At 62.6% G+C, this 12,573-nt stretch carries 11 protein-coding genes; 2 read left to right on the top strand and 9 right to left on the bottom strand.

The window, feature by feature from the left end; all coding sequences use genetic code 11:
- Positions 1-592, bottom strand: a 592-nt coding sequence (locus tag LJE91_01125; protein ID MCG6867362.1) for a tetratricopeptide repeat protein, incomplete at its 3' end; no start/stop codon positions are given.
- Positions 593-648: 56 nt separating this feature from the next.
- On the opposite strand from LJE91_01125, the gene LJE91_01120 reads away from it, so the two are divergent.
- On the top strand, positions 649-1,596 hold the full coding sequence (locus LJE91_01120) for a glycosyltransferase family 2 protein (protein MCG6867361.1): 948 nt from the start codon (positions 649-651) through the stop codon (positions 1,594-1,596).
- 79 nt (positions 1,597-1,675) lie between these two features.
- On the opposite strand, the gene LJE91_01115 is transcribed toward LJE91_01120, so the two are convergent.
- The 3 genes from LJE91_01115 to LJE91_01105 all read right to left on the bottom strand — a co-directional run bounded on the left by LJE91_01115 (position 1,676) and on the right by LJE91_01105 (position 4,214).
- Positions 1,676-1,948: a ComEA family DNA-binding protein gene (locus LJE91_01115; protein MCG6867360.1), complete on the bottom strand. Its 273-nt coding sequence runs from the start codon at positions 1,946-1,948 to the stop codon at positions 1,676-1,678.
- A gap of 264 nt (positions 1,949-2,212) precedes the next feature.
- Entirely contained in the window at positions 2,213-2,689 is a 477-nt protein-coding gene (ssb, locus tag LJE91_01110; protein ID MCG6867359.1) for a single-stranded DNA-binding protein, read from the bottom strand.
- A gap of 166 nt (positions 2,690-2,855) precedes the next feature.
- Positions 2,856-4,214, bottom strand: a complete 1,359-nt coding sequence (locus LJE91_01105; protein ID MCG6867358.1) for an MFS transporter — start codon at positions 4,212-4,214, stop codon at positions 2,856-2,858.
- A gap of 209 nt (positions 4,215-4,423) precedes the next feature.
- Here LJE91_01105 and uvrA point away from each other — a divergent pair, with 209 nt between their 5' ends.
- A complete protein-coding gene (gene uvrA, locus LJE91_01100; GenBank protein ID MCG6867357.1) occupies positions 4,424-7,276 on the top strand; it encodes an excinuclease ABC subunit UvrA in 2,853 nt (950 codons plus the stop codon).
- Positions 7,277-7,287: 11 nt separating this feature from the next.
- Here the strand turns inward: uvrA and ftsB are convergent, their stop codons facing one another.
- The 5 genes from ftsB to LJE91_01075 form a co-directional block, all read right to left on the bottom strand.
- A complete protein-coding gene (gene ftsB, locus LJE91_01095) occupies positions 7,288-7,614 on the bottom strand; it encodes a cell division protein FtsB (protein ID MCG6867356.1) in 327 nt (108 codons plus the stop codon).
- 97 nt (positions 7,615-7,711) lie between these two features.
- A complete protein-coding gene (gene eno / locus LJE91_01090) occupies positions 7,712-8,995 on the bottom strand; it encodes a phosphopyruvate hydratase (protein ID MCG6867355.1) in 1,284 nt (427 codons plus the stop codon).
- Between the two features lie 216 nt (positions 8,996-9,211).
- Positions 9,212-10,048 carry a 3-deoxy-8-phosphooctulonate synthase gene (kdsA, locus tag LJE91_01085; protein ID MCG6867354.1) on the bottom strand — a complete coding sequence of 279 codons (837 nt, stop codon included), beginning with the start codon at positions 10,046-10,048 and terminating at the stop codon, positions 9,212-9,214.
- Positions 10,045-11,712: a CTP synthase gene (locus LJE91_01080; GenBank protein ID MCG6867353.1), complete on the bottom strand. Its 1,668-nt coding sequence runs from the start codon at positions 11,710-11,712 to the stop codon at positions 10,045-10,047. Before LJE91_01080 ends, kdsA begins: the two co-directional genes overlap by 4 nt.
- A gap of 177 nt (positions 11,713-11,889) precedes the next feature.
- Complete coding sequence (locus LJE91_01075) at positions 11,890-12,402, bottom strand: DsrE family protein (GenBank protein MCG6867352.1); 513 nt, start codon at positions 12,400-12,402, stop codon at positions 11,890-11,892.
- Between the last annotated feature and the right edge of the window lie 171 nt (positions 12,403-12,573).

Raw genomic sequence — 12,573 nt, 5'->3', positions numbered from 1 at the left:
GAGCACGCACCTCCTCCCAGCGATCGAGCGCCTGCTGCCATCGACCGGACCGCATGGCCATTTCGGCGTGCTGAATGAAGGGCGCCGGGTTTTCGGGATCGCGACTGCGTGCCTTCTCGTTAAAATCCTCCGCCTTTTCCGGATTTCCCTGCTGCTCGGCACACTCCGCCGATTTCATCCAGGTTCGCGATTCATCAGGGTGCGCAGCTCGAGCGCGGTGCAGATATTCTTCTGCAACCTCCCATTCACGCCGGCGCATCGCCAACTCGGCCGAAAAAATAAGGGAGTTCGGGGTCGCCGGGAATCTCTTTCGCGCAGGTGCCAGAAGCTTGTCGGCCTGGTCCAGCGCTCCGGTTTCGATATGCGAGCCTGCACCCTGAACCCACGGGGCTGGGTGGCCGGGATACACCTGACGCAACACGGCCCAACGTCCGGCGGCTGTTTCCCAGTCCCGTTCCCGCATCGCCTGCAACGGCCATTCGAACGCCTCGCCGGGCGGGGGGAGGTCTGTCTGCTGATCGAGGTTCAATGTTGGCTGGTGTAATTCATAGCGGGAAGGTAGATAATCGGATGGTGGAAAATCTCCTTCCAATCTAGAGCCGGCAGAATGTTATCACATGTCGCCCGCCCTTCCCGCTGCGCGCGCGCATGCAGAATATAGGATCCAATTGCCGAATCGACGTACTGCTATCAACACATAATGGAGCTCGCTACCTTGCCGACCAGATTGAGTCGATTTTCCGGCAGGATATCGGCGAATGGCGGCTGATCATACGAGACGATGCGTCCAACGATCATACCCTAGAAGTTATCGAACGATTCCGAGCGCTGGACCCGATCAAAATCACAGTATTGGAGGAGCCCGGCGGGCGACTCGGCGTGGTCAAGTCCTACGAGTACCTGTTGCGGAACAGTTCGTCGCCCTATATTGCATTCTGCGATCAGGACGATGTCTGGCTCCCTGAAAAGCTCCGGCTGCTGCGGGAGCGCATACAGCAACTGGAGGAGGAATTCGGCACGACAACGCCCATACTGGTTCATTCGGACCTAACCGTCGTAAACGAGCATCTGGAGATGGTGGCCGACAGTTTCTGGAGGCATCAGAAACTCGATCCGAGGAGAATGCAGTCTCTGCCAAGATTGCTGATGCAGAACTGCGTTACGGGTTGTGCGACTTTGATCAACCGGGCCCTGGCGAACTTAGCTCTGCCGATTCCCGAAGACGCGATCATGCACGACTGGTGGTTGGCGTTGCATGCGGTTTCGGACGGCAGGATCGAGGTGCTGAATCAAAGAACCGTGAAATATCGGCAGCACCATGCGAACGACACCGGCGCAAAGGAATGGAAGTTCGAGTACGTACTTAGCAACGTGATTCAAGGGAGGAAACAGCTCAGATCCGGCTTGCTGAAGACGCGGCGTCAGGCACGGGCGCTGCTGGAATCGGGACATCTGAGCGGAGAACGGTACGACACCGTGTCGCGGTATGTCGGCATGTACGATCTCGGCTGGCTGGGCAGGCGATGGGAGTGTTTCCGTATGGGATTCTATAAGTATGGATTCGTCCGAAACGTGGGTCTGATGTTCATCCTTTAACCTGTCGCGATGTCCGTCCCGCGGCTGGCGGAGAAGGGACGGCCGGAGGCCGCCCCTTCATGCACGATTTTCGGTAGGTTTACTTCTGCGCGGCGTCGCCAACCGTCAGCATCGCCTCGTTCTGCTCGACGGTCTTCATGCCGATGCCGCGGACCTGGGTCAGGTCGTAAACGCTCCCGAACGCGCCGTTCGCATCCCGCCAGGCGATGATGGACGCCGCCTTGGCCGGCCCGATGCCCTTGACGGTCGCCAGGGTTTCGGCATCCGCCGCATTGATGTCCACGGGTTGCGCGAATGTGACCGAAGCGAAACCGAGGGCGAGTGCGAGGAGTGCGGACTTGATGTATTTCATATGGACCTCCTTGTCTGAAGTCGTGTGTTAAGGAGGTTCATATGCTAGGGACAGAGCGCGATTGCCTCAGTGATATTTTTTACCAAAGGCGTGTGAAGTTTCCTGTTGGTTGGCGTCCGCAAACACCCATATTGGTGGAACCGCTGTGCTTGTTCCACCCTACGCAATATCGTTAATCATTGAAAATCAGTAGGTTGGATCGAGCGAAGCGGATCCAACAAGCTCTGGAGAAGAAAAATCCAGGTTCTTGTGGACGGATACCTGCTAGAACGGAATATCGTCATCGAAATCGTCGGGGGGCGCCGATACGGTGGCGGGTTTCGGCGCCGCCGCGGGCCGCTCCTGGTCGGCAGACGAGCGGGACACGGCCGGCGGCTGCGGGTCATACGCCGCCGTTCCGCCGCCGCGGCTGTCGAGCATCTGCATGTCGTTGGCGACGATCTCGGTCGTGTAACGGTCCTGGCCGTCCTGTCCCTGCCACTTTCGTGTCTGCAGGCGCCCCTCGATATAGACCTTGGAACCCTTGTGCAGATACTCACCGGCAATCTCGCCGAGCTTCCCGAACATCACCACGCGGTGCCATTCGGTGCGTTCCTGCTGCTCGCCGCTCTGGCGGTCACGCCAGCTATCCGTCGTGGCGAGACGCAGATTCGCCACCGCTGAACCGCTGGGTGAATAGCGTACCTCCGGGTCCGCACCGAGATTGCCGATCAGGATAACCTTGTTGATGCCTCTGGACATTCCTTCCCCCCTTCATTTCCGATAACCCATTTCACCTCGGGTCCACGCGCCCGAATGTGCCACACGGAGGTGGCCCTCCGGGCCACGAATTACTCGCTCGCTACCGCCAGGCGACCGATTGACCCGAGTCACGGCGCATTGGACAAATCGTAATGTTATCAGTTAATCAGACGGGTGATACCGCAATTTCCCGCAACTGGCGCTCGTCCAGCTCGCGCCGGTCCACCTTGAGGTAAGCGACGCCGTCCTCGGGGATGACCACCGCCTCGGCCACGCCACTGATCGCGTGGAGCCGCTCGGCCATGTTGCGCGCCCGGTTGCTGTCGAGCGCCCCGATATTTAGGATATAACTGCTGAGGTAGCGGGGGTTACGCATCGTCGACGCCACGGCCAGCCAGACGACGATGCATGCCGCCGCCCCCGCGAAGACCGCCACGGCGCCGCCGGACTGCATCAGCGCCCCGCCCAGCGCACCGCCGGTGAACGCACCAAGGAACTGGCTGGTGGAGTACACCCCCATAGACGAGCCCTTGATATCGGGCGGAGCCATCTTTGATACCAGAGACGGCAGGCTGGCTTCCAGGAGGTTGAACGCCGCGAAGAAGCCGAGCAGGGAAACGGAAACCCAGGCCAGCGAACCCGCGGTATAGACGAGGGAACCCTCGGCCAGGACAAGCAGCGCGATCGCGCCGACCATGACGTGCTTCAGCATCCGCTTCTTCTCACCGATGATGATGAACGGCAACATGAGCACAAATGAAACGAACATGACCGGCAGGTAGAGCATCCAGTGCCGCGCAGCCTCCAGACCCGCCTGGTCCCTCAGCAACAGGGGCAACACGACGAAGTTGGCGGTGAGGACGAGATGTAGGACGAACACCCCCAGATCCAGCCGGAGCAGTTGTGTATCAGTCAGTACCGTCCTCAGCGCGGAGGACACGAACCCCGTATTACGCTGGCGGCGGGAGCGGACCGGCCGAGGGACCAGAAACGCGACGATCCCCATCGCGGCCACCGACATCAGGGCAGTCAGCCAGAAAATCCCCTGGACCCCGATGCGCTGGTTCAGCATGGGGCCGGCGATCAGCGCGAGCGCAAAGGACATGCCGATACTCATCCCGATGATGGCCATGACCTTGGTGCGATGCTCCTCGCGAGTCAGGTCCGCGGCCAATGCCATGACGGCGGCCGCGATCGCGCCGGAGCCCTGCAGCGCGCGCCCCAGTATCACGCCGTGGATGGAGTCCGACATGGCCGCCACGATACTTCCGGCGGTGAACAGGGCGAGGCCAGCGATGATCACCGGCTTGCGTCCGACATGATCGGACAGGGTACCGAGCGGTATCTGCAACATGGCCTGCGTCAGCCCGTAGATACCGATAGCCAAGCCTACCAGAAAGGGTGTGACACCGGTCAGTTGCTCGGAATAGAGCGCGAAGACCGGCAGGATCATGAATAGCCCCAGCATACGCACCGCGTACACACCGGCAAGCGAAAGGGTCGCCCTACGCTCGAGCGGGGTCATGCCTCGGTGATCGGTGACGTCCACGGTGTCGCTGCTATGCCCTTGAGACAACAAACCACGTATATTACCAAGTTTGCCCGGAAGCTGGGAGGGTTGCGTAAACACCTTGGCGATGGCACACCAGCAGGCGAATCGACGAGGCATCTCGACGCTGCCAGAGGCCGAAACCTGCGTGTCGAGGCGATCCGCTGACACCGACCGGAGACATCGTGCACACCGTTAGGATTCGCGGGGCGCGTACCCACAACCTCTGCAACGTCGATCTCGACCTGCCGCGGGACCGGCTGATTGTCATCACAGGGCTTTCCGGGTCCGGGAAATCCTCGCTCGCGTTCGACACCCTGTTCGCGGAGGGCCAGCGCCGCTATGTCGAGTCGCTGTCCGCCTACGCCCGTCAGTTTCTCGCACGGATGGAAAAACCCGACGTCGACCTGATCGAGGGTCTGTCGCCCTCGATCGCCATCGACCAGAAGGCCACCTCGCACAATCCCCGCTCCACGGTCGGAACGATCACCGAGATCTACGACTACCTGCGGCTGCTCTTTGCCCGGGCCGGGGTACCGCGCTGCCCGGACCACGGTATCGATCTGGACATGCGGACCGTGAGCCAGATGGTGGACCGCGTGCTCGAGCTGCCGGCCGGGAGCCGGACGATGCTCCTGGCCCCCGTCGTCAAGGACAGGAAGGGCGAACACCAGGCGATGATCGACAGCCTTCGCGCCCAGGGGTTCATCCGGGCGCGTATTGACGGAGCGGTCGTGGATCTGGACGAAGCGCCGCCGCTGGACCGTCGCCACAAGCACAGTATCGAGGTGGTTGTGGACCGTTTCCGGGTGCGCGACGACCTCGCCCTGCGCCTGGCCGAGTCCTTCGAGACCGCCCTGCGACTGGGCGACGACGTCGCCATTGTGCGCCCTATGGACGGCGGGGAGACAGAGATGGCGTTCTCCGCCAGGTTTGCCTGCCCGCTGTGCGGTTACGGACTGCCGTTGCTGGAACCGCGTCTGTTCTCGTTCAACAATCCCGCCGGCGCCTGTACGGAATGCGACGGACTGGGGGTCAAGCAGTTCTTCGACCCCGATCTCGTCGTCGCCGACGCCTCTCTCAGCCTGGCCGGTGGTGCGGTACGCGGCTGGGACCGGCGCAACAACTACTATTTCCAGATCATCCACTCGCTGGCCGAGGCGTACGGATTCGACATCGAGAGGCCATTCGGGGAGCTGGACGACACGGCGCGGCGGGTCGTCCTCTACGGCAGCGGAGGGCGCCGGATCCCGTTTACCTACCGCAACGAACAGGGCGAGGAGCGCAAGCGCACGCATGCCTTCGAGGGCGTGATCCACAACATGACGCGCCGTTACCGGGAGACCGAGTCACAGGCCGTCCGCGAGGAGCTGGCGCGCTATCTGTCGGTCCATCCCTGCCCGGAGTGCAAAGGAACGCGCCTGAACCTCCACGCACGGCACGTCTTCGTGGACGACATCAACCTGCCCTCGGTCAGCGCGCTACCGGTCGACGAGGCTGCCCGGTTCTTTTCCCGCCTCGAACTGCCGGGCCACCGCGGTGAGGTGGCCGCGAAGATCGTCAACGAGATTCGACAGCGCCTGGAATTCCTGGTCAATGTCGGGCTCGACTACCTCAGCCTGGAGCGCAGCGCCGATACCCTGTCCGGCGGTGAGGCCCAGCGCATCCGGCTGGCGAGCCAGATCGGGTCCGGACTCGTCGGTGTCACCTATATCCTCGACGAACCGTCCATCGGCCTGCACCAGCGGGACAACCGGCGCCTGCTCGATACGCTGGAGTTCCTCCGTGACCTCGGTAATACGGTGGTGGTCGTCGAACATGACGAGGAGGCCATCCGCAGTGCGGACCACGTCGTGGACATGGGTCCCGGCGCCGGGGTACACGGGGGCCGAGTGGTGGCCGAGGGAACGGCGGCGGCGATCGCCGCCGCCCCCGCCTCGCTCACCGGTCAGTTCCTGTCGGGAGCGCGTGTGATTCCGGTACCGGAATCACCCACGTCGCGGGACGATCGGCGGCTCCTCCGCATCCGCCACGCCACGGCCAACAACCTCAAGGGAATCGACGTCGAGATTCCGCTGGGCCTGTTCACCTGCGTCACCGGGGTATCCGGCTCGGGCAAGTCCACGCTGATCAACGACACCCTGTATCCCTTTCTCGCCCACCAGCTTAACGGCGCCCATGCGAGTCCCGCCGCCTGCAGCGGCATCGAGGGGGCCAATGGGCTGGACAAGGTCATCGACATCGACCAGAGTCCCATCGGCCGCACCCCACGGTCCAACCCCGCGACCTATACGGGCCTTTTCACGCCGATCAGGGAACTGTTCGCCGGGACGCAGGAGGCGCGCTCGCGCGGCTACACCCCGGGCCGATTCAGCTTCAACGTCAAGGGCGGCCGCTGCGAGGCCTGTCAGGGAGATGGAGTCATTCGTGTGGAGATGCATTTCCTGCCGGACGTGTACGTCACCTGCGACGTGTGCGGCGGCAAGCGGTACAACCGGGAGACCCTCGACATCCTCTACCGGGGCCGCAATATCCACGAGGTCCTGAATATGACAGTCGAGGACGCAAGGGACTTCTTCCATGCCGTCCCCCCGTTAAAGCGCAAGCTGGACACCCTGATGGACGTCGGGTTGTCCTATATCACGCTGGGCCAGAGCGCGGTGACCCTGTCGGGGGGCGAGGCGCAGCGAATGAAACTTTCCCGCGAACTCTCCCGACGCGACACGGGGAACACGCTCTATATCCTCGACGAACCGACGACCGGTCTGCACTTCCACGACGTCGATCAGTTGCTGCACGTCCTGCACCGCCTGCGTGACCGTGGAAATACCGTCATCGTGATTGAACACAATCTCGATGTCATCAAGACTGCGGACTGGGTAATCGATCTCGGGCCCGAGGGTGGCGACCGGGGCGGCGAGCTGATCGCCGCCGGCACGCCGCGCGCGATTGCGGCAGTGGAACGGTCCTGGACCGGCAGGTATCTCAGACCTTTGCTGGGGGCTGGGAAGGGAGAAGAGATCGCAGGCGCCGGCTGATCCCGCGCGAGTCACTCTCCTGTCTCCCCCGAAGCCGAGCCGCCTTCTGCGGCCTCGCGTCCGGCTTCCGGCTCCACGACGCGAAAGAATGTCTCCCCTTCGCCGATCATGCCCATCTCGAGGCGCGCGCGTTCCTCGTAGGCCTCGAGGCCCGTCTTGAGATCCTCCACCTCCGCCTCGAGCGCCCGGTTTCCTTCCCGCAACCGCGTGTTCTCCTGCATGCGCGCCGCCAGCGATCGCTCCAGTTCCCAGACATCCCGAAGGCCCCCGTCGTCAAACCAGAGCTTATACTGGAGGGCGGCGAGCAGCGCGACGAGCAACAGCAGCAGCAGCCTCACGCCGGGTCGCGGACCGGGAACCGCTGGCGCCTCACGCCTCCGGTTCTTGGCGCACTCCCTTGCCTGGTTGATCCAAATTCGAAACGGAGGGCCACCGTCAACCGAGTTGTTTGAGGGCGCCGCGTCCCGCGTAGCTGCAGCCTTCGCCCAGTTCCTCTTCGATGCGCAGCAACTGGTTGTACTTGGCGACACGATCGGTCCGCGACAGAGAGCCGGTCTTGATCTGGCCGACACCGGTCGCCACCGCCAGATCCGCAATGGTGACGTCTTCGGTCTCGCCGGAACGGTGCGAGATGACCGCCGTGTATCCCGCATCCTTCGCCACCCGGATACATTCGAGGGTCTCGGTGAGCGTGCCGATCTGGTTAAGCTTGATGAGGATCGAGTTGGCCACACCCCGCTCGATCCCCTCGCGAAAGATCTTCGTGTTGGTCACGAAGATATCGTCCCCGACCAGTTGCACCTTGTCGCCGAGTTCCCGCGTCATCGACTCCCAGCCTTCCCAGTCACCCTCGGCGAGCCCGTCCTCGATGCTGATGATCGGATACCTCGCCGTCCAGTCGGCAAGGTAGTCGATGAACTCCCCCGATTCCAGTTGCCGGCCCTCGGACGCCAGGTCGTATTTCCCGTCCCGATAGAATTCCGAGCTCGCGGGGTCCAGGGCGAGCCAGACGTCCTGACCCGGGAGGTATCCCGCCTTTTCGATCGCCTCCAGGATGGTCTCCACCGCTGCCTCGTTGGAGGGGAGGTCGGGGGCGAACCCTCCCTCGTCGCCTACGGCCGTACTCAGCCCACGCTTGCTCAGTACGCCCTTCAGCGCGTGGAAAATTTCCGCCCCACAGCGCACCGCTTCGCCGAGCGACCCGACTCCGGCCGGCATGATCATGAACTCCTGCAGATCCACGCTGTTGCTCGCATGGCTTCCGCCGTTCAAGATGTTCATCATCGGCACGGGCATGACGAAGGCATCGCCTTCGGCGAGGTACCGGTAGAGCGGCAGGTTGTTCTCCGCCGCCGCGGCCCGTGCCGCGGCGATCGAAACAGCCAGCAGGGCATTGGCGCCCAGCCTTTCCTTGTTCTCCGTCCCGTCCAGTTCGATCATGCGACGGTCCAGTTTCTCCTGGTCCGACGCCTCCATGCCGAGCAGGGCCTCGCGGATCTCCCCGCGGACGTTCCCCACCGCCCGGCCGACACCCTTGCCCCCGTAGCGGCCGGCGTCCCCGTCACGTAATTCGATCGCCTCGCGTGAGCCGGTCGAGGCGCCGGAAGGTACCGCCGCTCGCCCACGCTTTCCCGATCCGAGGGTGACATCGGCCTCAACCGTGGGGTTGCCTCGGGAATCCAGAATCTCGCGCGCCGCAATATTGACAATCTCAGACATCGGTTTTTCCTTGTGATTTCATAGAAATAAAGAATCCGGGGAGGGTCGCATATTCTTCGGTTAGACCGGGGCGGCGGCAGTCCTCTGGGGTGACCACACACAGCCGTTCCTTCCAGCGGGAACCGACCGGAACGCATAGGATACCGCTTTTTCCGGGGAGTCGTGCAATGTCCTCTGGCGAGTGAGTTGATAGTCACCGGCCGGCGCCCGCTCCGGTCATACCAGGTCCGATTCTTCATAAGGTCTCGATTTGATCATCTCGTCGAGACCAACCAGCCGCGCCAGAAGGTCCGCCATGCGGTCCATCGGCCAGGCGTTCGGCCCGTCGCTGAGGGCACGCTCCGGGTCGGGATGGGTCTCCATGAATAACCCCGAGATGCCCGCTGCAACCGCCGCACGGGCGAGCACGGGCACGAATTCGCGCTGGCCGCCGGAGCGCGCGCCCTGCCCACCCGGAAGTTGCACCGAATGCGTGGCGTCGAAAACCACGGGGCAACCGGTTTCGCGCATAACGGCCAGCGACCGCATGTCGGACACCAGATTGTTGTAACCGAACGAAGCGCCGCGTTCACAGACCATGATCTGCTCGTTTCCGGTCGACCGGGCCTTGTCGGAGACGTTTTTCATGTCCCACGGCGAGAGGAACTGACCCTTCTTGATGTTGACGGGTAATCCCTGCCGCGAGACCCCGAGGATGAAGTTGGTCTGGCGGCACAGGAAGGCCGGTGTCTGCAATACATCGACGACAGAGGCCACCTCCTCGAGCAGCGTTTCCTCGTGGACGTCGGTGAGCACCGGTACGCCGATCTCACGCCTGACCTTCTCGAGTATCTTCAGGCCTTCCTCGATCCCGGGGCCCCGATAGCTCTCCAGCGAGGATCGGTTCGCCTTGTCCCAGGATGACTTGTAGATAAAGGGCAGGTCGAGCGCTGCGGTCATCTCCTTCAGGCGACCGGCCGTCTCGACCGCCAGCGCCGCGCTCTCGATCACGCAGGGACCTGCGATCAGGAAGATGCGTCGGTCCGGACCGACTTCGAACCCGCAAAGATTCATACCGCTTCGGCTCTGGGGGTATCTTCCTGGTCCGCCGGCGGTATCTCGCGCCTGCGTCTGGCCGCCTGGATAAACCCTGTGAACAGGGGATGTCCATCGCGTGGCGTGGAGGTGAACTCGGGGTGAAACTGGCAACCGAGGAACCAGGGATGATCGTCCAGTTCGATCATCTCCACCAGCGCATCATCCAGGGAGGTGCCGCTGATGACGAGCCCCGCCGCCGTCAACGGATCGCGATAGAAGTTGTTGAATTCGTAGCGGTGGCGGTGGCGCTCCTTGATGACGTCCTGCCCGTACATCTGGTGGGCCAGCGTCCCCGGACGAAGGCGACAGGGCTGTGCGCCGAGCCGCATGGTGCCGCCCAGATCGGAATTCTCGTCCCGCCGCTCGATCCTGCCATCGTGGTCCTGCCACTCCGTGATCAGCGCGATCACGGGATGGGGCGACTCCCGGTCGAATTCGGTGCTGTGCGCACCGTCCAGACGGGCGACGTGGCGGGCGAACTCGATCGCCGCCACCTGCATACCCAGGCAGATGCCCAGATAGGGAATGCCCTGCTCCCTGGCCAGTCTGGCCGCGGCGATCTTGCCCTCGATCCCGCGCTCTCCGAATCCCCCGGGCACCAGGATGGCATCCACGTCCTGGAGCGCATCCGGACCGTCCTGCTCGAGTTTCTCGGAATCGACGTATTCAATATTGACCCTGGTGCGGGAATGGACTCCCGCATGCGAAAGCGCCTCGTTGAGGGATTTATAGGATTCGGTCAGGTCGACGTACTTGCCGACCATGGCGACCTTGACCTCGGACTCCGGATGCTCCCTGGCATGTACCACGGCACGCCAGTCGCTCAGATCGGCGGGGGGGCGGACAAGCCGGAACTTGGAGACCACGATTTCGTCCAGCATCTGGGCGTGAAACCACAGCGGCAGCTCACAGATGTCCTTCACATCCACCGCAGTGATGACAGCCTCTTCGGTGACGTTGGTGAACAACGCGATCTTGCGCCGCTCGTTTTCCGGCAGGGGACGGTCCGCACGGCACAGCAGGATGTCCGGCTGGATTCCGATCGAGCGCAGCTCCTTCACCGAGTGCTGCGTCGGCTTGGTCTTGATCTCGCCGGCCGCGGCGATGTAGGGCACGAGCGTCAGGTGGATGAAAATGGCGCGTTCGCGGCCCAGTTCCACGCCCATCTGGCGGATCGCCTCGAGAAACGGCAGCGACTCGATGTCACCCACCGTACCACCGATCTCCACCAGGGCGACGTCCGCGTCTCCCGCCCCCTTGCGGATGCAGGCCTTGATCTCGTCGGTGACGTGGGGGATCACCTGAACCGTTCCACCCAGATACGCGCCGCGTCGTTCCTTGCGGATGACGTTCTCGTAGATCTGGCCGGTGGTGAAGTTGTTACGCTTGCCCGCCTTGAAGCGGACGAAGCGTTCGTAGTGGCCCAGGTCGAGGTCCGTTTCCGCACCATCGTCGGTGACGAATACCTCGCCGTGCTGAAACGGGCTCATGGTGCCTGGATCCACGTTGATATAGGGATCCAGTTTGATCAGCGTGACCTTGAGGCCGCGCGCCTCGAGAATTGCGCCCAGGGAAGCGGCGGCGATCCCCTTGCCCAGCGACGAGACCACGCCACCAGTGATGAATACGAATCGGCTCACGGGGCCCCCGTCGTCAGGTGAAAATGGGAATCGGCTGTACCATCCAGACGGGGCCGCAGAATACCAGATCACCGGACCCCCCTCAACGAAATGCCTTGTTAGCGTACCGGTTAGCGCTTGTCGCCGAGCGCTAACCAACCGGTCCCGAAAGCCATATTCGGGATCAGTGCAGTCCCGTCAGCGGATGTCCTCGATGGCGAATTTCTTGTCCGTCACCTCGGGTTTGATCAGGGCGTAGCCCATGAGCTGCCAGTGCGCGAGCTCGGTGATCCCTGAGGGCACCACGACCACGAAATCCTGCAGGTCGTCTTCGGTGTAGCCATAGTCCTCCGCCGCCAGACCGCAGATCCGAAACTCGATACCAAGATCGCTGTAATAGCGCATCCGCTCCACGATATCGCGATACTTCTCATAGTTTTTTTTCGCCAACGTAACGATCTCGGTCCCGTGGATCACCACCTTGATATCCATGAACTCCGGTGCGTATCCGTAGGGGTCGTCCATCAGCGGGTTCAGCAATGAGCGCACCCAAAAGAGCGCGGGACCGGCCTTTTGCGGGTCGTCGAAGTAGAAGTCGAAGACGACCTTCTGTTCCGTATAGGGCGTCTGTTCGATCTTTGCCGCACCGGCTCCCGTCACACAGAAAACCCAGATCGACAGTGCCGTGATACCACCTTGCAGGGACTTCATGAGCGCCACCTCGTGCGGGTCCATTTGAAATAAGGCGATTGCCGGAAAATGGCATACCAGATTGCGCCGGGTGAACTGCGAAGCAGTGAACGGCTTGGGCAGGAAGCCCAAGACCGGTGCCCAAGCAAAGCAGGGACAGCGCCGCGCCGGGATCGTTCGTCATCAAGGCGC

This window comes from Gammaproteobacteria bacterium (assembly GCA_022340215.1).
GTDB lineage: Bacteria > Pseudomonadota > Gammaproteobacteria > JAJDOJ01 > JAJDOJ01 > JAJDOJ01.
The sequence above is the reverse complement of the archived record's forward strand: the minus strand, read 5'-3'. Positions and strand labels throughout refer to the sequence as shown.

Excerpts from the sequence above, each read along its gene's own strand:
- kdsA (MCG6867354.1), bottom strand. The coding sequence starts at position 10,048 with ATGAATCTTTGCGGGTTCGAAGTCGGTCCGGACCGACGCATCTTCCTG.
- LJE91_01115 (MCG6867360.1), bottom strand. The coding sequence starts at position 1,948 with ATGAAATACATCAAGTCCGCACTCCTCGCACTCGCCCTCGGTTTCGCT.
- LJE91_01105 (MCG6867358.1), bottom strand. The coding sequence starts at position 4,214 with ATGACCCCGCTCGAGCGTAGGGCGACCCTTTCGCTTGCCGGTGTGTAC.
- LJE91_01075 (MCG6867352.1), bottom strand. The coding sequence starts at position 12,402 with ATGAAGTCCCTGCAAGGTGGTATCACGGCACTGTCGATCTGGGTTTTC.
- LJE91_01120 (MCG6867361.1), top strand. The coding sequence starts at position 649 with ATGCAGAATATAGGATCCAATTGCCGAATCGACGTACTGCTATCAACA.
- eno (MCG6867355.1), bottom strand. The coding sequence starts at position 8,995 with ATGTCTGAGATTGTCAATATTGCGGCGCGCGAGATTCTGGATTCCCGA.
- ssb (MCG6867359.1), bottom strand. The coding sequence starts at position 2,689 with ATGTCCAGAGGCATCAACAAGGTTATCCTGATCGGCAATCTCGGTGCG.